The organism is Streptomyces sp. NPDC002911, assembly GCF_053591835.1.
The window spans coordinates 96,505-118,001 of the sequence record NZ_JBSFUO010000018.1 but is presented as its reverse complement, the minus strand read 5'-3'; the positions used below and the strand labels follow the sequence as shown (position 1 = coordinate 118,001).

The 21,497-nt window shown below is 71.2% G+C and carries 19 protein-coding genes and 2 pseudogenes; 5 read left to right on the top strand and 16 right to left on the bottom strand.

Going from position 1 to position 21,497, the window contains the following annotated elements; genetic code table 11:
* Positions 1-179: pseudogene (locus tag ACWD04_RS24550) on the bottom strand (IS982 family transposase); the annotation flags it as partial.
* 120 nt (positions 180-299) lie between these two features.
* Positions 300-551, bottom strand: coding sequence for a hypothetical protein (locus tag ACWD04_RS24545; RefSeq protein ID WP_451135291.1), 252 nt, complete (start codon positions 549-551; stop codon positions 300-302).
* Between the two features lie 205 nt (positions 552-756).
* Here ACWD04_RS24545 and ACWD04_RS24540 point away from each other — a divergent pair, with 205 nt between their 5' ends.
* On the top strand, positions 757-2,073 hold the full coding sequence (locus ACWD04_RS24540) for a serine/threonine-protein kinase (RefSeq protein WP_451135289.1): 1,317 nt from the start codon (positions 757-759) through the stop codon (positions 2,071-2,073).
* A gap of 1 nt (position 2,074) precedes the next feature.
* Here the strand turns inward: ACWD04_RS24540 and ACWD04_RS24535 are convergent, their stop codons facing one another.
* From ACWD04_RS24535 to ACWD04_RS24500, 8 genes are all read right to left on the bottom strand, one after another.
* Entirely contained in the window at positions 2,075-2,899 is an 825-nt protein-coding gene (locus tag ACWD04_RS24535) for a TrmH family RNA methyltransferase (protein WP_451135287.1), read from the bottom strand.
* A 67-nt stretch (positions 2,900-2,966) separates the two neighbouring features.
* Complete coding sequence (cobA, locus tag ACWD04_RS24530) at positions 2,967-4,220, bottom strand: uroporphyrinogen-III C-methyltransferase (RefSeq protein ID WP_451135285.1); 1,254 nt, start codon at positions 4,218-4,220, stop codon at positions 2,967-2,969.
* A 266-nt stretch (positions 4,221-4,486) separates the two neighbouring features.
* On the bottom strand, positions 4,487-7,963 hold the full coding sequence (gene cobT, locus ACWD04_RS24525; RefSeq protein ID WP_451135283.1) for a nicotinate-nucleotide--dimethylbenzimidazole phosphoribosyltransferase: 3,477 nt from the start codon (positions 7,961-7,963) through the stop codon (positions 4,487-4,489).
* Positions 7,964-8,295: 332 nt separating this feature from the next.
* Positions 8,296-9,519 (bottom strand): precorrin-6y C5,15-methyltransferase (decarboxylating) subunit CbiE, encoded by a 1,224-nt coding sequence (gene cbiE / locus ACWD04_RS24520; RefSeq protein ID WP_451135281.1) that lies wholly within the window; start codon positions 9,517-9,519, stop codon positions 8,296-8,298.
* A 122-nt stretch (positions 9,520-9,641) separates the two neighbouring features.
* Positions 9,642-10,280, bottom strand: a complete 639-nt coding sequence (locus ACWD04_RS24515) for a GNAT family N-acetyltransferase (RefSeq protein WP_451135279.1) — start codon at positions 10,278-10,280, stop codon at positions 9,642-9,644.
* Between the two features lie 141 nt (positions 10,281-10,421).
* A complete protein-coding gene (locus ACWD04_RS24510; protein WP_451135277.1) occupies positions 10,422-11,288 on the bottom strand; it encodes a MetQ/NlpA family ABC transporter substrate-binding protein in 867 nt (288 codons plus the stop codon).
* Positions 11,289-11,360: 72 nt separating this feature from the next.
* Entirely contained in the window at positions 11,361-12,032 is a 672-nt protein-coding gene (locus ACWD04_RS24505; protein ID WP_451135275.1) for a methionine ABC transporter permease, read from the bottom strand.
* Positions 12,029-13,099 (bottom strand): methionine ABC transporter ATP-binding protein, encoded by a 1,071-nt coding sequence (locus ACWD04_RS24500; RefSeq protein WP_451135273.1) that lies wholly within the window; start codon positions 13,097-13,099, stop codon positions 12,029-12,031. Before ACWD04_RS24500 ends, ACWD04_RS24505 begins: the two co-directional genes overlap by 4 nt.
* Before the next feature lie 563 nt (positions 13,100-13,662).
* On the opposite strand from ACWD04_RS24500, the gene ACWD04_RS24495 reads away from it, so the two are divergent.
* The gene (locus ACWD04_RS24495; protein ID WP_451135271.1) at positions 13,663-14,022 is read left to right on the top strand and encodes a hypothetical protein; all 360 of its coding nucleotides are present in this window, start codon (positions 13,663-13,665) and stop codon (positions 14,020-14,022) included.
* 2 nt (positions 14,023-14,024) lie between these two features.
* Complete coding sequence (locus ACWD04_RS24490) at positions 14,025-14,486, top strand: hypothetical protein (protein ID WP_451135269.1); 462 nt, start codon at positions 14,025-14,027, stop codon at positions 14,484-14,486.
* A 22-nt stretch (positions 14,487-14,508) separates the two neighbouring features.
* Here ACWD04_RS24490 and ACWD04_RS24485 read toward each other — a convergent pair whose 3' ends face one another.
* The 3 genes from ACWD04_RS24485 to ACWD04_RS24475 all read right to left on the bottom strand — a co-directional run bounded on the left by ACWD04_RS24485 (position 14,509) and on the right by ACWD04_RS24475 (position 16,885).
* A complete protein-coding gene (locus ACWD04_RS24485) occupies positions 14,509-15,012 on the bottom strand; it encodes a GNAT family N-acetyltransferase (RefSeq protein WP_451135267.1) in 504 nt (167 codons plus the stop codon).
* Between the two features lie 37 nt (positions 15,013-15,049).
* Positions 15,050-15,619, bottom strand: coding sequence for a sigma-70 family RNA polymerase sigma factor (locus ACWD04_RS24480; RefSeq protein WP_451135265.1), 570 nt, complete (start codon positions 15,617-15,619; stop codon positions 15,050-15,052).
* Between the two features lie 105 nt (positions 15,620-15,724).
* Complete coding sequence (locus tag ACWD04_RS24475) at positions 15,725-16,885, bottom strand: glycerophosphodiester phosphodiesterase (protein ID WP_451135263.1); 1,161 nt, start codon at positions 16,883-16,885, stop codon at positions 15,725-15,727.
* Between the two features lie 231 nt (positions 16,886-17,116).
* Between ACWD04_RS24475 and ACWD04_RS24470 the strand changes: the two genes are divergently transcribed.
* On the top strand, positions 17,117-17,788 hold the full coding sequence (locus tag ACWD04_RS24470) for a lysophospholipid acyltransferase family protein (protein WP_099176793.1): 672 nt from the start codon (positions 17,117-17,119) through the stop codon (positions 17,786-17,788).
* A 47-nt stretch (positions 17,789-17,835) separates the two neighbouring features.
* Here ACWD04_RS24470 and ACWD04_RS24465 read toward each other — a convergent pair whose 3' ends face one another.
* Together ACWD04_RS24465 and ACWD04_RS24460 are read right to left on the bottom strand one after the other, a co-directional pair.
* Positions 17,836-19,383, bottom strand: a complete 1,548-nt coding sequence (locus ACWD04_RS24465) for an MFS transporter (protein ID WP_451135261.1) — start codon at positions 19,381-19,383, stop codon at positions 17,836-17,838.
* Positions 19,380-19,929, bottom strand: a pseudogene (locus ACWD04_RS24460) (TetR/AcrR family transcriptional regulator). The gene ACWD04_RS24465 and the pseudogene ACWD04_RS24460 overlap by 4 nt, the downstream one beginning before the upstream one ends.
* 72 nt (positions 19,930-20,001) lie before the next feature.
* Between ACWD04_RS24460 and ACWD04_RS24455 the strand changes: the two are divergent.
* A complete protein-coding gene (locus ACWD04_RS24455; RefSeq protein WP_451135259.1) occupies positions 20,002-20,526 on the top strand; it encodes a hypothetical protein in 525 nt (174 codons plus the stop codon).
* Here the strand turns inward: ACWD04_RS24455 and ACWD04_RS24450 are convergent.
* Entirely contained in the window at positions 20,509-21,480 is a 972-nt protein-coding gene (locus tag ACWD04_RS24450) for an aldo/keto reductase (protein WP_451135257.1), read from the bottom strand. The genes ACWD04_RS24455 and ACWD04_RS24450 overlap by 18 nt on opposite strands.
* Positions 21,481-21,497: the final 17 nt, after the last annotated feature.

The following is a 21,497-nucleotide window of genomic DNA, read 5'->3' as shown; positions in this document are numbered from 1 at the left end:
TGCCTGGGCACGTACGGGAACATCGACCCCAGCCGGGAGTCCACGAACCGCAGCCGGCGCGACTCCGAGGTGAAGCCCGGCAGAGCCTGCGCAACGGCCAGGGTGACCAGCTCGGAATCCGTCAGCTGCGGCGGTCGGCCAAGCCATCGAGTACCTCCGATCTCGTCGTCGATCTTCACCTACAGTGCGGTCAGCAGGGCGTGAAGGTTGTTCGTCACACAACGATCTTGGACGCCCTGCCTGCGTTCCCGGACACACCGTCAGCATTCGCAACAACTCGTCCAGGGGGTGCCTCCGAATCAGAGGTCGCCCGTGCGAGGCCGCTCGGAGGAGTCCTCCCGGGGGACCGGCTGTTCGACCAGGGCCAGCACCCTGGTTGCCATGAAGCGGGCAGTACGGACAACTGATCCACTTCGGGTGACTTCACTCACTTCCACCACCCCTCGGCGGACCGCTGTCTCCACCCTGCGGCCTGCCCTGGAGGCCACCACTTCGTACGTCCTGGTCGTGTCACCGGCGTCCACGACTATTTCCACACGATCGCCCTTCATTGATCCAATCCCCCTTCTGCGACGGTCGTTTGAGATCTCGCACGGGCCACAGAACCTGGATCCCCGGTTCCCTGACCACGCTTCAATTCTCCCATCGGGCACTGACAATCGTTGGGATGGCGAGGGCGCGGCCTCTGAGCGCGCCGCGCCACGGGTACGTAAGCTGTGCCTCGTCAGGCGGACCGGCAGCGGGGATGGGCAGACGATGGCGATGATGCGGCTCCGGCGCGAGGACCCGCGTGTCGTCGGCTCGTTCAGGCTGCACCGGCGGCTCGGCGCGGGCGGCATGGGCGTCGTCTACCTGGGTTCCGACCGCCGGGGCCAGCGGGTGGCGCTCAAGGTGATCCGGCCGGATCTGGCGGAGGACCAGGAGTTCCGCTCGCGTTTCGCGCGCGAGGTGTCCGCCGCCCGGAGGATTCGCGGCGGATGTACGGCGCGGCTGGTGGCCGCCGATCTGGAGGCGGACCGCCCGTGGTTCGCGACGCAGTACGTGCCGGGCCCCTCGCTGCACGACAAGGTCATGGAGGAGGGTCCTCTGCCGGCCGCCGAGGTGGCCTCGATCGGGGCGGCATTGTCGGAAGGCCTGGTGGCTGTGCACGAGGCCGGCGTCGTCCACCGTGACCTGAAGCCGTCCAACATCCTCCTCTCCCCCAAGGGCCCCCGGATCATCGACTTCGGTATCGCATGGGCGACCGGGGCCAGCACGCTCACCCATGTCGGGACGGCCGTCGGCTCGCCGGGTTTCCTGGCACCCGAGCAGGTGCGTGGTGCAACCGTGACGCCCGCGACCGACGTGTTCTCGCTGGGCGCCACTCTGGCGTACGCGGCGATGGCCGATTCGCCTTTCGGGCACGGCAGTTCCGAGGTGATGCTCTACCGCGTGGTCCACGAGGAGCCGCATCTGTTCGATGTGCACGACGCGCTCGCGCCGCTCGTACGGGCGTGTCTGGCGAAGGACCCGGAGGAGCGTCCGAGCACGCTGCAGCTCTCCATGCGGCTCAAGGAGATCGCCGCACGCGAGGCGCAGGGGCTGCAGGAGCGCCGGCCGCCCGCGCAGCGGAGCGAGCAGGAGCTGGACCGGCCGACCGGCCGGCTGGAGAGCCCCTACACCGAACAGTCGATCCGGCGTGCGGCCGGAGGACCCGCTCAGGCGCCACGCGCCCACGGACGCCGCCCTGCGCCCTCGCGCCACCCCTCTCGCACCGGCGGGTCCCAGTCCCGGCCGACGCGGGGCGGCCCGCACTCGGGTCGGCAGCCGCTGGGGCCGCAGGGAACGAACGGCAGGCAGGCCTCCCGGGCCGGCGTCCGGACGGCCTCGGCCGGGAAGGGCGGGAAACGGAGGCCGGCCAATCCGCGGCTGCTGCGCCAGCGGCTCGTCGTCTTCGTCGTGGTGACGTTGCTGGTAGCGCTGGGGATCGCGGCCGCTCAGGGCTGTCAGGGACCGGCACAAGGACTGGGCGGCACGCCGTCACAGACGTACGAGGGGGCCGGTGTCCACCCGGCGCGGGTGGACGGTCCATAGATCAGGCGGATCCGGCCCGGGTCGCGTAGAAGGCGACGGCGGAGGCCGCGGCGACGTTGAGCGAGTCAACTCCGGCGTCCATCGGGATACGGACATGGGTGTCGGCTTCGGCCAGTGCCTCGGGAGTCAGGCCGTCGCCCTCCGTACCGAAGACGAGCGCCAGCTTCTCGTGCCGACGGGCGACGAGTTCGTCCAGGGTGATCGACGTGTCGCTGAGGCAGAGCGCGGCGGTGGTGAAGCCGGCCTCGCGCAGCAGGCGGACGTCGTCGGGCCAGGACGTCAGGCGGGTCCACGGGACGTGGAAGACGGACCCCATCGAGACCTTGACCGCCCGCCGGTAGAGCGGGTCGGCGCAGCGCGGGGTGAGCAGGACCGCGTCGACGCCGAGTGCGGCCGCGTTACGGAAGGCCGCTCCGAGATTGGCGTGGTCGACGATGTCCTCGAAGACGGCGACCCGCCGTACGTTCCCCCGCTCCGGGGACAACAGTGCGCCGGCGTCGGGGAGCGGCTTGCGCTGCATCGAGGCGAGGGCCCCGCGGTGCACGTGGTAGCCGGTGACACGCTCGGCGAGCGTCGGCGTCACCGCGTAGACCGGCGCCGTGGCCTCGGCGATCACATCGCGCATGACCTCGGTCCACTTGGCCGAGAGCAGCATGGACCGCATCTCGTACCCGGCGTTCCCGGCACGCCGGATCACCTTCTCGCCCTCGGCGATGAACAGGCCTTCGGCGGGTTCCCGCCGGCGCCGTAGCTCGACGTCGGTCAAGCCGGTGTAGTCGCTCAGACGCGGGTCGTCCGGGTCGTCGACGGTGATGAGTTCAGCCACGGTTGCTACTGCCTTGTCGGGGTGGTGTGAGGTGCGGAGGCGCGCTTCGGCCGGGTGCCCGGCCGCCTCAGCCTTCGAGCCGGCCGGCCGGTTCCGTGCCGACGGCGACGACGTCGCCGATGACGATGACGGCCGGGGGCCGTACCTCTTCCGCGACGACCCGCTCCCCGACGTTCCCGAGGGTCGCGTCGACCCTGCGCTGGGCTGCCGTGGTGCCTTCCTGGACCAGGGCCACCGGGGTGTCGGGTGACTTCCCGTGGGCGATGAGGGCCTGGGAGATGGCGCCGATCTTGTCGACGGCCATCAGAAGGACCAGGGTGCCGCGCAGTTGCGCGAGCGCCTTCCAGTCGACCAGGGAGCGTGGGTCGTCGGGCGCCACGTGGCCGCTGACCACCGTGAACTCGTGGGCGACACCTCGATGGGTGACAGGGATTCCGGCCGCTCCCGGCACGGAGATCGAGCTGGAGATACCAGGGACGACCGTACAGGCGATGCCCTCGGCTGCCAGCGCCTGCGCCTCCTCCATACCGCGGCCGAAGACGAACGGGTCACCGCCCTTGAGCCGGACCACGGACCTGCCTGCCTTGGCGTGGTCGATCAGCGCCTGGTTGATCGCCTCCTGCGCCATGTACCGGCCGTACGGGATCTTCGCGGCGTCGATCACCTGGACGTGCGGCGGGAGCTCGTCGAGCAGGTCCCGGGGGCCGAGCCGGTCGGCGATGACCACGTCGGCCTCGGCGAGGAGACGACGGCCCCGCACCGTGATCAGGTCGGGGTCGCCCGGGCCGCCGCCCACCAGTGCGACGCCGGGGGCGCGGGTGCGGTGGTGCGGGGCGGCGAGGGTGCCGTCGCGCAGCCCTTCCACGATCGCGTCGCGGACCGCGGCGGAGTGCCGGGGGTCGCGGCCCTGCGAGGTGGTGGTGAGGACGGCGACCGTGATGCCTTCGCTGCGGCCGGTGGCCGGTGTCCAGGCGGTGGCCGCCTCGGCGTCGTCGCTCCGGACGCACCAGGTGCGGCTGCGCTCGGCCTCGGCGGACGCGGCGTCGTTGGCAGCGGCGTCGGACGACGCGACGAGGGCGTACCAGGTGTCGGCGAGGTCGCCGTCCTGGTACCTGCGGCGCTCCCAGCGGATCTCACCGGTGTCGGCCATCGCCTCGACGGACGCGGTCGCCGACGGGGAGACCAGGGTGATGTCGGCCCCGGCCGCGATGAGGGCGGGCAGTCGGCGCTGCGCGACCTGGCCGCCGCCGACGACGACGACGCGGCGCCCGTTCAGGCGCAGTCCGACGGGGTAGGCAGGGTGATCGTCATGCTCGGCCATGGTCGTGCGGGCTCCTCGTGCAGGGTGCGGTGTGCTGCGGGCCGCTGCGGCGGTGGAGCGGCGGTGACGTGGGCGGGGTGAGGCGGTGACGCCGGGGACCACGATACGGGGTGGCGGGTTCCGGGCCCTGGGCGGTGCGGCGGGCTCGCGGCCGTCCGCGGCGTTCCTCGCCGCCCCGTCCCGCCCCCGTTCCCCGGCCGCCCCGTCCCAGGCACACCGGGTGGTGCCCGGACGGGCCGGCCTGGCTCGTCCGGGCACAGCGCCGGCTACTTCTCCGTGACACCTGCGGAGTCGAACGTCGCCACCTCGTGCATCGCGCGGGCGGCGCTCTGCACGATGGGGAGCGCGAGCAGCGCGCCCGTGCCCTCGCCGAGGCGGAGGTCCAGGTCGACCAGCGGGCGCAGGCCCAGCTTGTTGAGGGCGGCGACGTGGCCGGGTTCCGCGCTGCGGTGGCCCGCGATGCAGGCGGCGAGCGCCTCGGGGGCGATCGCCCTGGCAACCAGTGCGGCCGCGCCGGCACTCACGCCGTCCAGGATGACCGGCGTACGCAGTGAGGCGCCGCCCAGCAGGAACCCCGCCATGGCGGCGTGCTCCAGGCCGCCGACCGCTGCCAGGACCCCGATCGGGTCGGCCGGGTCGGGCTGGTGCAGGTCCAGGGCGCGGCGGACCACATCGACCTTACGGGCGTGCATCTCGTCGTTGATCCCTGTACCGCGGCCGGTTACCTCCGCCGGGTCCTTGCCCGTGTAGACACAGATCAGCGCCGCCGAAGCGGTGGTGTTGGCGATGCCCATCTCACCGGTGAGCAGGCCCTTGTTGCCGGCCGCCACCAGGTCGCGGGCGGTCTCGATGCCGACCTCGATCGCTGCGAGCACCTCTTCGCGGGTGAGGGCGGGACCGGTGGTGAAGTCAGCCGTTCCGGGGCGGACCTTCCTGGGCAGCAGGCCGGGCGTCGCGGGGAGTTCCGCCGCGACCCCGACGTCGACGACGCAGACCTCGGCGCCGACCTGGGCGGCGAAGGCGTTGCAGACGGCGCCGCCACCGAGGAAGTTGGCGACCATCTGGCCGGTGACCTCCTGCGGCCACGCCGTGACGCCCTGGGCGTGCACCCCATGGTCGCCGGCGAAGATCGCGACGGCTGCGGGCTCCGGGATCGGCGGCGGGCAGAGCCGCGAGAGCCCGGACAGCTGCGCGGAGATGATCTCCAGCATGCCGAGCGCGCCGGCGGGCTTCGTCATCCGCTTCTGGCGTTCCCAGGCCTCGCCGAGCGCCTTGGCGTCCAGGGGGCGGATGCCGGAGATGGTCTCCTGGAGGAGGTTGTGCGGCTCCTCACCGGGCAGGGCGCGGCGGCCGTACGTCTCCTCGTGGACGACCCAGGACAGCGGGCGGCGCTTGGACCAGCCCGCCTGCATGAGCTCGGGTTCCTGGGGGAACTCGTCCACGTAACCGACGCAGAGGTAGGCGACGACTTCGAGGTGCTCGGGCAGGCCGAGCGCACGGACCATCTCCCGCTCGTCGAAGAAACTGACCCAGCCGACGCCCAGGCCCTCGGCGCGGGCGGCGAGCCACAGGTTCTCCACGGCGAGTGCCGAGGAGTACGGGGCCATCTGCGGCTGGGTGTGCCGGCCGAGGGTGTGGCGGCCGCCACGGGTGGGGTCGGCGGTGACGACGATGTTCACCGGAGTGTCGAGGATGGCCTCGATCTTCAGTTCCTTGAACTGCTTGGCCCGCGCCTTGGGCAGCGACTGGGCGTACGCCTCGCGCTGGCGCTGTGCCAGTTCGTGCATGGAGCGGCGTGTCTCCGCGGAACGGATGACGACGAAATCCCAGGGCTGCGAATGGCCGACGCTCGGTGCGGTGTGCGCGGCCTCCAGGACACGGAGGAGGACCTCGTGCGGGATGGGGTCGCTGCGGAAGCCGTTGCGGATGTCGCGCCGTTCACGCATCACGCGCAGGACGGCCTCGCGCTCGGCGTCGTCGTAACCGGGGGCGGGAGGGGAGACATGGGCTGCCTCGGACTCCGTTTCGGTTTCGGCGGGGGCCATCGCCTCAGCGGCTTCGGTCTCCTGCGTCGCCTCCACGAACGGGGCTTCCCCGGGAATGTTCCCGACAGGGGCCGGGGCCTCGGCTTCTGGGGCTTCCTCAGCCGGGACCTCGGCTGCTGGGGCTTCCTCAGCTGCTGGGGCTTCCTCAGCTTCTGGGGCTTCCTCAGCCGGGACCTCGGCTGCAGGGGCTTCCTCGGCTGCTGGGGCTTCCTCAGCTGCTGAGGCTTCCTCAGCTGCTGAGGCTTCCTCAGCTGCTGAGGCTTCCTCAGCTGCTGAGGCTTCCTCAGCCGGGACCTCGGCTGCAGGGGCTTCCTCAGCTGCTGAGGCTTCCTCAGCCGGGACCTCGGCTGCAGGGGCTTCCTCAGCTGCTGGGGCTTCCGCTACCAGGGGCTGAACCTCCGGAACCACGGCCCCCGGGACCGCTGCTTCCGCGGTCCCGGCTTCCGGAGTCTCGAGGATCTCAGGTCCGGCGCCGGGTTCCGGATCGGGAAGGGTCTGGGGCCCGGCCGACGGCACGGCAACGGCCTCGGAAGCCGATTCGGATTCCGCGGCGCGCTCGGACTGGGCAACGGGCTGCGGAACGACGACCGGCTCCAGTACCTCCGGGCCCTCGGGCTCCGCCGGCGCGGCCTCAGCCGCCACGGGTGGCTCGGGCTGCGGAACGGCGACCGGCTCCGGTACCTCCGGGCCCTCGGGCTCAACGGCCTGCCCAGGCTCGGCTGCGGGGGCAGCCGCCTCGTCCACGGGAGTCGGGGCGAGGTGCGGAGCCGTCGGTACGGAGCCCGCCACGGGCACGAACTGTCCCGCCGGCTCAGCCGGGGCGGCGGGCTCGACGACGGCAGCCTCGGCGGGCACCTCGGCGGGAGCCTCGACCGGTACGGCCTCCGGGACCTCGGCCAGAGGCTCCACGGGACGCTCCTCGACCCCCACCGCGAGCTCCGCCGGAGCCTCCGGCAGGACGGCGGCCTCCGGCTCCGGCTCCGGCTCCGGCTCCGGCTCCGGGGCGACCGTTTCTGCGGACGCGGCGGGCGTAACCGGCGTGACTTCCGCGGGTACGGCAGGCACGGAGGGCTCGACCGGTTCAGCCGGTTCGGCAGGCGCGGCGTCCTCCACGGGCGCGGCGGGTGCGACGGCTGCCTCAGCCGCCCCCGGCTCGGGCGTCACGGCCGGCTCCGCGACCGGTTCGGGCGGGCCCCACGCGGGAACGCCCTGGGGGGGAATCTCGCCCGGCTGCGGGCCCGGCGGCACGGCCGCGTCGTCAGTGGGGACGTCGAAGTACTCAGGAACCGTCGGCGGTCCGGCGTGCCGTACGGGCATCGGGTTCTGCGGACCGGCGGGCCCCCGGTCCGCGAGCGAGCGGACCACTCCTCCGGTCGGCGTCCCGCCGTAGGAAGGGGCCTCGGTGGACGCGGGGCCGCGGTGCAGCGGGCGCCGAGCCGGTGCGGCGGCGGCCGGGACCTGCACGGGCGAGTGCGCCGGGAACTGCACGGACGAGTGCGCCGGGAACTGCTCGGACGTGGCGGGAGCGTCGCTCCACGCGCCCTGTGAGGCGGGCATCAGAAGGAGATCGTCGTCCTCTGCTGTGTGCTCGGAGGGTTCGAGGTAGGTGTAGGCGTCCGGGGCGGGGACGCCCGGCTGCTCCACCATGCCTGCGTTCTCCGGCAGTCCCTCGCCCGGGATCTGGCCGGTGTCAGTCATGCGTACCCCTCGCCCATCGTCAGTGCTCCTTCGCCCTTCGCCCGGGATGCACGAACCACGGCACGCCGGTGCTCGTCAACAAGAACGAGCGGGCTCCCCGCGCGGCACGAAACGCGCGCGAAGGTGTACATTCTCGCGGCCGTTCGCCGCCGCGACAGACACTTCTGCCTCGGCTCGCTGTGGACTGCGCCACTTTGCGCGTCCCCCGGTGGTGCCGTACCACATCGCGGATCAATACGGTCCACTTTTCCGGACATTGACGAACGAACCGTCGAACAGCCGGGCGCGGTACAACAATCGGTCAGCCTACCTCGCGCCTCGGTGCGGGCGGCTCAGGGGGCGAGGTCCGAACGCACGGCGGAGAGCAGGAAAACGACGGAACGTTCGCGCTCCGCCCAGGCGGAGGTGTCCAGTTCCACGAACTGGAGCAGCGCGCACTCGACCGTGTATCCGTTCTCCGAGAGGGCCGCGCCCAGCGCCTCCGCCTCGTCCCGGTTCGAGGCATGGGTGACGATGCGTTCCGGCCGCCGGTCGGCCACCGCTGTGACCACGGGTACCCCGCCGCCGCCGATCCGTACGACATCGGGTTCGGGCAGGCGTTCCAGAACGTGCGGGGCGGTCCCCCGGACGACCTGGACTCCCACCCGGAAGGTGCGGGCAGCCGCCGCCGCACGCGTGCAGGCGTCGGGGTCGCTGTCGACGGCGAGCACCGCGGCGCCGAAGCGGGCCGCCTCCACTGCGAAGGCACCACCGCCCGAGCCGATGTCCCAGACCAGATCACCGGCTCGCGGCCCGAGGCGGGCCAGCTGCGCGGCGCGCAGGCCGGGCGATTCCCCTTCGCCGCTCTCCCCTGCGCCGCCGTACGACGTGGCGGGCAGGGCCCAGCCGCGGACGCCCTCGGGGTGGTCGGGGCGGCGGCCGGCTATCCATGCGCCGCTCGCGGTGGTCTCGGGTCCGCCGCCGATGACGATGACGACGTTGGGGTCGCGCCAGGTGTGATCGGCCGTCTTGTCGGAGGTGAGGACGGTGACGCGTTCGCGTGCGGTGCCGAGCTCCTCACAGATCACGAAGGTGCGGTGGACGCCTTCGAGCAGGAGTGCGAGCTCGGCGGGGCCCGCGCCGGGGGACGTGAGTACGGCCACCTTGTGGTGGGCGCGGATGATGTTGACGGCGCGGCGCAGGGTGCGTGGGTGGGCGACGACGATCTGCGCGTCGTCCCACGGCATTCCGGCACGGGCGAAGGCGGTGGCGACGGATGAGACGGCGGGGACGACCTCGACCTCGAGGCCGTGTTCGGGCTTGCGCAGGGTGCGTACGACGCCGAAGAAGCCGGGGTCGCCGTCGGCGAGGACCACGGCGCTCCCACGGTGGCCGGCGATCCTGCGGGCGGCCAGGTCGACGCTGCCGAGACGGATGCGCTCGGCGGACCCGGGGACTTCGGGGAGTGCCAGATGGTGCGCTGCACCGGCGACGAGCGTGGCGGCCGAGAGCGCGGCGGTGGCCGCCCTGGTCAGAGGCGAGCCGTCCCAGCCGATCACCGTGACCCGGTCGGCCATCGTCGTCAGCCTCCTGGGGTGCGAGCAGGTGGGGACGCCCCGCCGGGATGGGCGGCGCAAGGGTGAGCGTATCCGGTCCGTACCAACGCCCTGCCGGGGGCTCCCCAGGTGCGGGAGGGAGGTCAGTTCCAGTCGTTGTACGTGCCGTAGCCGCCCGCGTCGGCCAGCTGCTCGGCGACGCCCTCCAGGTCCTCGGGCAGGAGCCCCCACACGATGAGGTCGGTCCTGATGTCGGTCCAGCCCCCGTCCTCCGTCGCGGTCCTGGCTATGCGTGCGTTGCGCAGGACGCCTTCGCTGATGCAGCCCAGTTTCTGGGCGACCTGCTGGGACGCGGTGTTCCCGGCGGGGGTGCGCAGCTCGATCCGCTCGAAGCTCTGGTCGCGGAAGAGCCACTCGGCGAGGGCCAGCACGGACTCGGTGGCGTATCCCTCGCCGCGTGCCCAGGGGGCGGTGATGTAGCGGACCTCGGTGGCCAGGGTGCGCCGGTCGGTGTTCAGGAGCCGCACGGAGCCGACGAGGCGCTGGGTGAGGAATTCGGTGACGGCGAAGACGATGCCGTTGCCGTTGGAGCGTTCGGCGGGCGCGATCCTGCGGACCCACCGTTCGGCGTCGACCTGGGTGTAGGGGTGCGGTGCGTCGGTCCAGGTGGTGACCAGCTCGTCGTTCATCATCTCGATGTACGCCGGGACGTCCGCCATGTCGAAGGGGCGCAGCACCAACCTGTCCGTGCTGATGGAGATGGACGGGAAGGTGGTAGTCATGCGCAGCTCCATGCCGAAGACCCTGTAAAGGCACCAGCATGCAGCATCGGACCGTGAATGCGCATGGCCGGGTCCGCACGGCGGAGCCCCGCACACCCTGGTGCGGGTGTGCGGGGTTCGTGGGCAAGTGGCGCCTGGGGGTCAGGACTTGGCGGGCTCGCCGAAGGCGGGGACGATGGAGCCCTTGTAGGTGTCCTCGATGAACTTCTTGACCTCGTCGGAGTTCAGGAGCTTCGCGAGCTTCTGGACCCGGGGGTCGTCCTCGTTGCCGTCCTTGACCGCCAGGAAGTTGGCGTACGGGTTACCGTCGGCCTTCTCCAGCACCAGCGAGTCCTGGCCCGGCTCGAGGCCGGCCTCGATCGCGTAGTTGCCGTTGATGACGGCGGCGTCGACATCGTCGAGGGCGCGCGGCACGGTCGCGGCCTCGATCTCCTTGAACTCCAGGCCCTTCTTGTCCGTGATGTCGCTGAGCTTGGCGTTGGTGCCGACGCCGTCCTTGATGGTGATCAGGCCGTTCTCGGCGAGGAGCTGGAGCGCGCGGCCCTCGTTGGTGGTGTCGTTCGGGACGGCGATGGTCTGGCCGGCCTTGATGTCCTTGAGGTCCTCGGCCTTCTTGGAGTAGAGACCGAGGGGCTCGAGGTGGACGTCGACGACCGGGACGATGTGGGTCTTGTTCTTCTTGTTGAAGTCGTCCAGGTAGGGCTTGTGCTGGAAGAAGTTGGCGTCGACCTGGCCGTTCTCGGTGGCGGTGTTCGGCAGGACGTAGTCCGTGAACTCCTTGACCTCCAGCTTGAGGCCGGCCTCGTCCGCCAGGTTCTTCTTGACGTAGTTCAGGATGTCGGCGTGCGGCGTCGGCGACGCGGCGACGACGAGGGCCTTGGAGGTGTCCGCACCGGCGCCGGTCTCGCCCTTGGCGGCCGGGTCGGAGTCCGTGCCGCAGGCGCTGAGCCCGAAGGCCAGGGCGGCGGTGGCGGCTGCGGCAGCGGTGATCTTGATGTTCTTACGCACGAAGAGTGCCTCTTTCCGGTGGTGACGGTGATGCGCCCGGACAAGGAGTCCGGGCTTCGGAGGAGATGAGGTTCAGGAGGTGGTGCGGCCCCGGCGTGCCAGCAGGCGCCCGGCTCCGTCGCCGATCAGCTGGACCACGGTCACGATGACGATGAGCAGCGCGACGGTGATGAGCATGAACTGGTCGTCGAAGCGCTGGAATCCGTACGTGATGGCCTTGGAGCCGAGCCCTTCGCCGCCGACCGCACCGGCCATGGCGGAATAGCCGATGAGCACGATGACGGTGGTGGTGACGCCGGAGACGAGCGAGGGCAGCGCCTGTGGCAGCAGGACCTTGCGGACGATCGTCGGGATGGATCCCCCCATCGACTGGACGGCCTCGACGAGCCCGTGGTCGACCTCGCGCACCGCTGTCTCGACGAGCCGCGCGAAGAACGGAACGGCGCCGACGGCAAGCGGCACGATCATCGCGGACGGGCCGATGAAGGTGCCGACGACCCAGGTGGTGAAGGGGATCAGCGCGATCAGCAGAATGATGAAAGGCAGGGAGCGGCCGATGTTCACGATCACGCCGATGACCTTGTTCACCACGGTGTTCTGCAGGAGCCCGCCCTTGTCGGTGAGGACGAGCAGAATGCCGAGCGGCAGCCCGCCGACGACGGTGACGAGCGTGGACCAGAGCACCATGTAGAGGGTGTCGATGGTTCCCTGCGTGAGCAGTGGCTGCATTTCGGACCAGGTCACTTCGCCACCTCCTTGGTGAGCGCTACGGGGGTCTGGGCGGGGATGTCCGTGCTGTCGGAGGGTCCGTCGTCCACGACCTCGGCCTGGAGGCCCTGCTCGCGCAGGAAGCCGATGGGTACGACGTTTTCCTCGAAGCGGCCGGGCAGCTCGATGCGCATGCGGCCGATCTGCTTGCCACCGACGGTGTCCATCGCGGCACCCAGGATCGAGATGTCGATGTTGTACGTACGGGAGAGCTGCGAGATCACCGGCTGGGCCGCGGCCTCGCCGTGGAAGGTGACGTCGACGACGGTGGAGCCGGGGCCGGAGGCGGTGCCGCCTACGGGGAACAGCTCGTGGGCCAGCTCGGAGCCGGGGGTGGCCAGCAGGGAGCCGACGGTGCCCGACTCGACGATACGGCCCTTCTTCATCAGCGCGGCGGAGTCACAGACCGTCTTGACGACGTCCATCTCGTGCGTGATGAGCAGGACGGTGAGGCCGAGCTCCTGGTTGAGGTCGCGCAGCAGCTGCAGGATGGAGCGGGTGGTCTCGGGGTCCAGCGCGGACGTCGCCTCGTCGGAGAGGAGCACCTCCGGGTCGCCCGCGAGGGCGCGGGCGATGCCGACGCGCTGCTTCTGGCCTCCGGACAGCTGACCGGGGTAGGCCTTCGCCTTGTCGGCGAGACCGACGAGGTCGAGGAGTTCGAGCGCCTTGCGGGTGCGTGCCTGTCCGGAGAGCCCGAGGATCTCCAGGGGGAGCTCGACGTTGTCCCGGACGGTGCGCGAGTCCAGCAGGTTGAAGTGCTGGAAGACCATGCCGATGCGGCTGCGCGCCCGGCGGAGCTCCTTGCCGGCGCGGCGGCCGCGGCCCGCGAGGGCCGTGAGGTCCTGTCCGGCGACCGTCACGGTGCCCGAGGTGGGGCGTTCGAGGAGGTTGACGCAGCGGATGAGGGAGGACTTGCCGGCGCCGCTCTGTCCGATGACGCCGTAGACCTCACCCTCGCGGACATGCAGGTCCACGCCGTCCAGGGCGGTGACCTCACGGCCGCGTGACTGGTAGACCTTCGTGAGGCCCGAAGTGGTGATCACAGGGTTTCCGTCACTGTCGAGTGCACGGCGCGGTGTCCGCCGGGCACGGGGCATTCGTCTGGTGAGACCGTTCTCGGTGGTCGACCGGTGGGAGTCCCGGCACGGCCGGCCTCGGCGGGCGCCGTGCGGCTCGGGCATGCCCGGGCCGCTGGGTACGAACGGCGCGGTCCCGGTCTCGCTTCGGGGCGCGAGGCTCAGGCGGGGGCCCTCAGAGGGCGCGCATTCGACACGTACAACGAGCACCGGGCGTCGGGATCGCCTCGGTCGCAGGGCTGCGGTAGCTCGTCGTGGTCATGCGGCAAGTAAAACAGACGTAACGTTCCGGCTACCCACCGCGTCCGCATAGCGGACGGCCATGGGTGCGCGTCCCCCGCACCGGGATCGCCGATCACACCGCTTTGACCTGCGAAAACGTGAGCAGCTCCGACCATCGCGCCGGCAGCGGCGCGATCATGCTGCGGGCGCCCTGTGGCCAAGACCACGATTCCTGGAACACCGACGGCACCCACCCGTCGCCCGGGGCCGCACGCGGCGGCCGCCCCGGCCCGTAATACCCTCGCCTCATGCTTGACGCCCTGACGGTCGCGGTCGCCGTGACCGCGCTCGCCCTCGCCGCCTGGTGCGGATTCGCCGCCTACCGGGACCAGCCCACGAAGGACTGGCACTTCATCGGCATGGCGGTCGTCTCCGTGCTGGCGCTGGCGCAGCTGGTCGTGGGAATCGTGCAGCTGGCGCGCGGCGAGCGGCCCGGTCAGGGAATGACGATCTTCATCGCCTATCTGATCGGCGCCTTCGCGTCCGTGCCCGCCGCGGGTTTCCTGTCGCTGTCGGAGCGGACCCGCTGGGGTTCGGTGACGGTGGCGGCCGGCGCGGTCGTGCTCGCCGTCCTCGAAGTGCGGCTCTACGACATCTGGGGAAACTGACCATGCGCGACACCGACCGCACGGGGGCCTCCGCCTCCATCGCCCCGCAGCCGGACGCCCCGCGGGAGAAGCAGCGGTTCGAGCTCGGCACCGGGCCCGGGCGGGTCCTGGTCTGGTTCTACGGGGTGTTCACCGTGGCCGCCGCGTCCCGCTCGATCGTCGAGATGATCCTGGACTTCGGCAAGGCGCCACTCGCGTACGTCCTCTCGGCCGTCGCCGCCGTGGTGTACGGCTTCATCACGTACTCGCTGGTGCGGGGCGGGGAGAAGGCGCGCAGGGCGGCGCTGGTGTGCTGCGCCGCCGAGCTCGCGGGCGTACTGATCGTCGGGACCTGGACGCAGTTGGAGCCGTCCGCCTTCCCGGACAGCACGGTGTGGTCGGAATTCGGCATGGGCTACCTGTTCATCCCGGTGATCCTTCCGGTCACCGGGATGATCTGGCTGCGCCGCGCACGGAACGCCTGACACCGGGCGTCGCGGGAGTCGATCAGGCGCTGGTCACATAGGCCGGTGCGGTGGCGTCCTTCTCGAGCAGGACCATCCGGACGCCGTCACCTCCGGTGGCGTTGCCCACCAGGGCGTAACCCGCCTTGCGGTAGAGCCGCAGATTGCCTTCGCCGCGCTCCCCCGTGTGCAGGCGGAAGCGGGTGGCCGAACGCCCATCCGCCAGGCCGGATTCCGCGGCCCGCAGGAGACGGGTGCCGAGGCCGTGGTTACGGAGCCTGGGGTGGACGCAGAGCTTGCCGATCCGGCCGGTGCCGTCCGCGTCGGTGAAGCCGCGTACCGAACCGACGACTTCGTCTCCGAGCCGGGCCACGAACACCAGGTCCGCGGCGACTTCGTCCCGGACGGAGTCGAAGGTCTGGACGAGTGGTTCGATCCGGTAGTTGCCGTGGAGCTCCGCCTCGCTCTGGAAACAGAGGTACTGGAGTCTGAAGATCTGCTCGACGTCCTGTGCCGTCGCCGCCGAGATGGTCACACTCATGCCCATGTGTGCATGCCTCCCGCTCACCTGCTCCACCGGTTGTCTACCGCTCCTTTCCCCGCAGTTCAGGAGCTACAACCTCCGCCGCGAGCATTCTGCGCAGACATCCGAGGCATCGGGAACGCATAGGGCCCAAACTGCCCTGTGACATACCCAACTCCCCTGCGATCTCCCGGTACGTCGGATCGTGGGGAGCCAGCATCGCCTCGAGCAACCGCGGGCACCTTCCGGGCAGCCGGCGCACCGCGGTGCGCAGCGCGCGGCGTTCGTCGGCTCCCACCGCGATCCGTTCGGGGCAACCGGCCCAGTCGTCCGGGGGGTCACCGGCGGTGTAGGCGCGCTCGCGCCGGGTTCTGCGGCGGGCGACCCGTGCCTCCGCCCGCACGGCGGTGCGGACCCAGCGGGCGGGGTCGGCGGGCGCCCCTGGACCTGGCCACCGCTCCAGCAGCCGCAGCCACACCGCCTGTTCCAGGTCAGCGGCCTCGGTCCCGGCGGCCTGCGCCTCCGCTCCCGCCTCCGCGCGCACCAGCGCGTGCAGGGCGCGCACGACCGCTCGCCCGCGGTCGCCCGCCGCTTCGGACGAGGCCGCTGGAACATGATCAGGAAGAGTCATGCCCCCTCAACGGTCCCCGTGTGCGGCGAGTTGCAGCGCACGGGGAGCTCCACCCGACCGGGGCATGCGTGCCGGGCGGCTGACGCGCGGCCCGGTCTCCCGGCATCAGTCCTGGGCGAAGTCGGCGGCCGCGAGCAGTGCGGTGTCGGGGTTGTCGGAGAAGATCCCGTCGATGCCTGCCTCGAAGTACGCGCGCAGAGCGCCGAACACGTCACCGTACGCGTTCGGGTCGGTGCCGCGCCGGAAGTCCGCGGGCAGGAAGGTGTTCTCGCTGCGCATCGTGTATGGGTGCAGGATCAGGCCCCGCGCGTGCGCGTCCTGGACCAGGGCGGTGGGGGTGGTGAGCCGTCCGGCGCCGTCCCTGGGAATGACCAGGTCAAGTGTGGGGCCGATGCCCTGGGCGAAGGACGAGATCCACTTCAGCCCGGCGGGCTTCACCAGATCGGCCACGGTGCGGGGGTCACCGGCCTCCACGAAGTCCCAGGGACGCTCCTTCGGCCCTGACAGCAGGACGACACGCGGGGTGGCGACGAGCTTCGACAGCCGCTGCATCGAGCTCGGCTCGAAGGACTGGAGGATCAGTGCGGAGTTCGCCTTGTTCCGGCCGTGGCGGCGCAGCAGCCCGGCGAGCGGCTCCTCCAGGCCGAGCCCGAGGCCCCTGAAGTAGGAGGGGTGCTTGGTCTCCACGTAGAGCCAGACGGGCCTGCCGCGCCGTCGGCCCTCCTCGTCCGCCCAGCGCAGGACTTCTTCGAAGGCCGGGATCTCCCAGCGTCCGTCGTAGAGCGTGTTCTCCTGGCGGTTGCCGGGGATGCGCTCCTTGGCCCGGAGGGTCTTCAGCTCGGCGAGGGTGAAGTCCTCGGTGAACCAGCCGGTGAGCGACACCCCGTCGACCTGCTTGGTGGCCTTGCGGCTCGCGAACTCGGGGTGCTCGTCGACGTCCGTGGTGCCGGTGATGTCGTTCTCGTGGCGGCAGACCAGGTGGCCGTCCCTGGTGGGCACGAGGTCCTGCTCGACGATGTGCGCGCCCATGTCCAGGGCCAGCTGGTAGGAGCCGAGGGTGTGCTCGGGCCGGTAGCCGCTGGCGCCGCGGTGGCCGATGACGGTGGGCACGGGAAGGTCCCGGTAGGAGTTGTTGCCGTGGTCTCGTCCGTCCGGGCCCCGGCCGGCGGCGTACGCCGTACCGGACAGGCCGAGGGCCGCCGTGCCGAGAAAGGCGGCCCCCAGAAGGCTCCGCCGACCGGGTGCTGCCTGCGCGCGCTCTGTCATGAATGCTCCTCGCATGTGATGTCCGGCACCTTTGGGGAAGGCTTGATCGTAGGCAGCTACGCCATCGGCGGGGCAGCCCGTGGACGTACATGGCGGAAACACACGTCAACGCTGCGTATCGGCTCGGTGAACCCGATGTGCGGAGAGGCGGGACCCGCGAGTATCGTCCTCACCTGCACAGACCCTGCGAATTCCCGCCCGGCCGGCCCGGCCACGTCACCGGAGGATGCGTTGTCCCGACTCACGGTCATCAAGGCAGTGCTCGGACCGATCCTGCGCCTGCTCTTCCGGCCTCAGGTGGAAGGCGTCGAGAACATCCCGGGTGACGGGCCGGTGATCCTCGCGGGAAACCATCTGACGTTCATCGACTCGATGATCATGCCGATCTGTTGCGACCGGCCGGTGTTCTACATCGGCAAGGACGAGTACGTCACCGGCAAGGGCCTCAAGGGCCGGCTGATGGCCTGGTTCTTCACGGGCTGCGGCATGATCCCGGTGGACCGGGACGGCGGCCGCGGGGGTGTCGCGGCGCTGATGACGGGCCGCCGGGTGCTGGAGGAGGGCCATGCCTTCGCCATCTACCCCGAGGGCACCCGCTCTCCCGACGGCCGGCTCTACCGCGGCCGTACGGGTATCGCGCGGCTGACCCTGATGACCGGTGCGCCGGTCGTGCCGTTCGCGATGATCGGCACGGACAAGCTGCAGCCGGGCGGCGCCGGCCTGCCCCGCCCGGGCAAGGTCACGGTGCGCTTCGGCGAGCCGATGGAGTTCTCCCGCTACGAGGGCATGGACCGCGACCGCTACGTCCTGCGGGCGGTGACGGACTCGGTGATGGCCGAGGTGATGCGGCTGTCGGGCCAGGAGTACGTCGACATGTACGCCACGAAGGCCAAGGCCGCCTGAGCCGGACGGGTGCACTCCGGTGCCCGGCGCGAACCGCGCCGGGCCGCTCACTCGTCGGGGATGATCCCCTCCTCCAGCTTCTGATCGCGCAGCAGGAACCAGGCGGCGACAGCGGTCGCGAGCAGCACGACGGCACCGACCGCGGCTGACACCCGCAGCCCGTTGACGAAGGCCTCCTGGGCCGCGACGACGAGTTCGCTCCCCTGGTGCGCCGGGAGGCGCCCCGCCGTCTCCACGGCTCCGCCCAGCGACTCGTGGGCCGCCTTCGCTGCGGCGGCCGGGATGCCCTCGGGGGTTCCGAAGCCCTTGTAGACGCCCGTGACGATCGACCCGAGCAGCGCGATGCCGAGCGCGGCGCCCAGCTCGTACGCCGTCTCGGACACCGCTGACGCCGAGCCGGCCTGCTCCTTCGGGACACTGGAGAGGATGACGTCGGAGGTGACGGTGAAGGCGAATCCCGCGCCGACGCCCACCACCAGGAGCAGGACCCCGATCAGCGGATAGCCGGTCTCCTTGTGGATCACCGTGACCACGGCGAGCGACACGCCGATGGCCCCGAGCCCCACGGCGACGACGGAGCGCACGGAACAGCGGCGCGCGACCCTCCCCGCCAGCAGTCCGGCGGTCACCGCACCGACGGCCGCGGGCAGTTCGGCCAGCCCGGCCTCGAGCGGGCCACGCCCCTGGACCAGTTGCAGGAACTGGGAGAGGAAGAAGACGATCCCGGACAGTCCGAGGATGGTCAGCAGGTCGGCGAGGACCGCGCCGGAGAACCCTCTGTGGTGGAAGAGCCGCATGTCCAGCAGAGGGGCGGGGAGCTTCAGCTGGCGGCGTACGAACCAGGTGAGCGCCAGCGCGCCGCCGACGGCGGCCACACCGGCCTCCCAGCTCAGGCCGCGTGCGGCGGCATCCTTGATCGCGTACACGATGCCGATCATGCCGACCAGCGAGAGCCCCACACTGAGCAGGTCCCAGGGGCCCGGCGCGGGGTTCTTCGACTCGGGGATCATCTTGATGCCCACGGCGACGAGGACCGCCATCACGGGCAGGTTGATCAGGAAGACCGATCCCCACCAGAAGTGCTCCAGCAGGAGCCCGCCCACGACCGGCCCGACGGCGGCACCCGCCGCTGCCATCGCGCCCCAGATGCCGACGGCGAGACTGCGTTCGCGCGGGTCGTGGAAGAGATTGCGGATCAGGGCGAGCGTGGACGGCATCAGAGTGGCGCCCGCGGCACCGAGCACAGCCCTGGCCAGGATCATCATCTCGGGAGTCGACGCGTAGGCGTTGAGCACGGAGACCGCGCCGAAGGCTGTGGCACCTGTCAGCAGGAGCTTCTTCCGGCCGATGCGGTCACCGAGGCTGCCCATGGAGACCAGGAGTCCTGCGATGACGAAGGAGTAGACGTCGCCGATCCAGAGCAGCTGGGTGCCGGTCGGTTCGAGATCCTCGCTGAGGAACGGGGTGGCCAGGCCGAGGACGGTGGCGTCGACGGCGACCAGCAGCACGGCCAGGACGAGGACGGTGAGGGCGATCCACCGGCCCGGATGGTGCGGGTCGCCCGTGACTCCTGCCCTTGCGTAGGTGCTGCTCATTTCTCCACGCTCCGGCGTGCCCCGCCCAGGAGCAACTCGACGATCATGTGGGGGAGGTCCTGCGCGGCGACCGGGCCCACCGCACGGACCATGCGCAGCACCCGATCAGGCCGTACAGGGCCTCGGTCAGCCAGGCCGGGATCAGGTCGATCCGGAACTCGCCGCGCTCCCGGCCCCACCGGAGGAAGACCGAGACCCGGGCGTCGGGACGGCTCCATCCCTCGCAGACGTCGTCGCCCTCGACGAGCTGGTTCTCGCCGACGAGGAAGGGCAGCAGTCCCGCGCCGGGCTGAACGGCCACGATCAGCCGCCGCAGCCCGACCTCGGCGCTGCCCTCGTCCAGCCCGGCCGCGTCCGGAGCCGCCTCGGATTCATGGATACCGAGGTTTTCCAGCGCCCCGGCCAGGGCGTCCCGCCCGGCGAAGTGCCGGTGCGGGGTGGCGCGGCCGATCCGGCGGCCCGGGCGACCTCGTCCATGGTCGCCGTGGGCTTACGGGTCGGGAGGGCGGCGGCACTCCGCAGCACCTGCTCACGCTCAGAAGTCATGAGACGCGAGCAAGCAACATGAGACGCAGGTCACGTTCTGACATCGCGTCGTCCGCCGGGCACCATGACGCCATGAAGCCGCTGCTGCTGATCGACATCGACGGTCCGCTCAACCCCTACGCGGCTCTGTCCCGCCGCCAGGTCCCCCACGGCTACCGGCGGCACCTGATGCGGCCGACCGGGTGGACGGTGGGGTCGCCGCTGCCCGTCCTGCTCAGCCCGGACCACGGCGACGAGCTGCTGTCACTCACGGACCGGTACGAACTCGTCTGGGCCACCACCTGGAAGGACGAGGCGAACGAGTGGATCGCCCCGCATCTCGGGTTGCCGCCCCTGCCGTACATCGACTGGCCGGATATGCACGGCGTCACCGGGAACGGCACGTACTGGAAGACGCGCTACGTCGTCGACTACGCCGACGGCCGGCCGTTCGCCTGGGTCGACGACGAGATCTCCGAGCTCGACACGGCCTGGGTCGCCGCGCACCACCCAGGGCGAGCCCTGCTGCGGCGGATCGACCCCTGGGTGGGGCTGGTGCGGGCGGACTTCGACGCGCTCGCCCAGTGGCCGCGTGTCGGCTCAGCTCCAGCGCAGTGAGGCCCGGTGGCGCCAGTAGGCCTCAGGCTCCTCCACCAGGGCGGCCAGCCGGTCCAGCCGGTCCGGGTCCAGGTCGAGCAGCGGCGCGTGCAGATTGGCCGCGAGCTGGGTGGCGGTGACCGCGCCGGACAGGACGACTCCGGCCCACGGCTGGTGGAGCACGAGTGCCATGGCGACGGCGTCCGCGTCCAGTCCGGCTTCGGCACCGATCTCCTGGAGGACGGCGGGCGCTTCGGTCCCGGCGAGCCGGCCGTTGGCCATGGCCTCCTTGACGATCACGGTGAGCCCAGCGTCGTGCGCCTCGGCGAGTGCCGCGCCGGCGGAGTTCTCCAAGGCGTTGTAGGTGGCCTGGACGGTCCGGAAGAGGGGTTCGCCCTCCACGGTCACGGCGAGGGCGGCCCGGATGGCGTCGGCCTGGCCGGGGCCGCTCGCGGAGAAGCCGACCGTGGTACCTCCGGCGGCCAGGTCCGCGAGACGCGCGTGCAGGTCCTTGTCGCTCAGCGCCGGACTGTCGGCGGTCACCGAGTGGATCTGGTAGAGGTCGAGCCGGTCGCCGAGCAGTGCGGCCGACTCCGCGTGCTGGCGTTCGAAAGCGGCGAGTCCGTGGTCCTTCACCTCGTGCGCCTCGGCGTCCACGCGCCAGTCGGCGGTGTAGGTGTAGCCCCATTTGCTGCCGATGACCACGTCGGTCACATCGGGCCGGGCGGTCAGCCACTCGGCGAGGAACTCCTCGGCGCGACCGTAGGAGCGGGCGGCGTCGAAATAGCGCACGCCCTGGGCGTAGGCCGCGTCCAGGAGGTCATGGGTGCGGACGCGCAGTGCGTCCACGCCCCGGTCGCCGGGCAGATCACGGTCACGGTGGGGGGTGATGTAGCCGGGCCTGCCCACGGCGGCCAGGCCGAGCCCGATGTGGGAGGTCGGGGTAGTCGCTCGGTTCAGGCGGGCGAAGGGCATCGCGGGCTCCTCTGGGT

What these genes read in the sequence shown, in the direction of transcription:
- ACWD04_RS24545 (WP_451135291.1), bottom strand. Translation starts at nt 551, where the DNA reads ATGAAGGGCGATCGTGTGGAAATAGTCGTGGACGCCGGTGACACGACC.
- ACWD04_RS24540 (WP_451135289.1), top strand. Translation starts at nt 757, where the DNA reads ATGGCGATGATGCGGCTCCGGCGCGAGGACCCGCGTGTCGTCGGCTCG.
- cobA (WP_451135285.1), bottom strand. Translation starts at nt 4,220, where the DNA reads ATGGCCGAGCATGACGATCACCCTGCCTACCCCGTCGGACTGCGCCTG.
- cobT (WP_451135283.1), bottom strand. Translation starts at nt 7,963, where the DNA reads ATGACTGACACCGGCCAGATCCCGGGCGAGGGACTGCCGGAGAACGCA.
- cbiE (WP_451135281.1), bottom strand. Translation starts at nt 9,519, where the DNA reads ATGGCCGACCGGGTCACGGTGATCGGCTGGGACGGCTCGCCTCTGACC.
- ACWD04_RS24515 (WP_451135279.1), bottom strand. Translation starts at nt 10,280, where the DNA reads ATGACTACCACCTTCCCGTCCATCTCCATCAGCACGGACAGGTTGGTG.
- ACWD04_RS24495 (WP_451135271.1), top strand. Translation starts at nt 13,663, where the DNA reads ATGCTTGACGCCCTGACGGTCGCGGTCGCCGTGACCGCGCTCGCCCTC.
- ACWD04_RS24490 (WP_451135269.1), top strand. Translation starts at nt 14,025, where the DNA reads ATGCGCGACACCGACCGCACGGGGGCCTCCGCCTCCATCGCCCCGCAG.
- ACWD04_RS24485 (WP_451135267.1), bottom strand. Translation starts at nt 15,012, where the DNA reads ATGGGCATGAGTGTGACCATCTCGGCGGCGACGGCACAGGACGTCGAG.
- ACWD04_RS24480 (WP_451135265.1), bottom strand. Translation starts at nt 15,619, where the DNA reads ATGACTCTTCCTGATCATGTTCCAGCGGCCTCGTCCGAAGCGGCGGGC.
- ACWD04_RS24475 (WP_451135263.1), bottom strand. Translation starts at nt 16,885, where the DNA reads ATGACAGAGCGCGCGCAGGCAGCACCCGGTCGGCGGAGCCTTCTGGGG.
- ACWD04_RS24465 (WP_451135261.1), bottom strand. Translation starts at nt 19,383, where the DNA reads ATGAGCAGCACCTACGCAAGGGCAGGAGTCACGGGCGACCCGCACCAT.
- ACWD04_RS24455 (WP_451135259.1), top strand. Translation starts at nt 20,002, where the DNA reads ATGAAGCCGCTGCTGCTGATCGACATCGACGGTCCGCTCAACCCCTAC.
- ACWD04_RS24450 (WP_451135257.1), bottom strand. Translation starts at nt 21,480, where the DNA reads ATGCCCTTCGCCCGCCTGAACCGAGCGACTACCCCGACCTCCCACATC.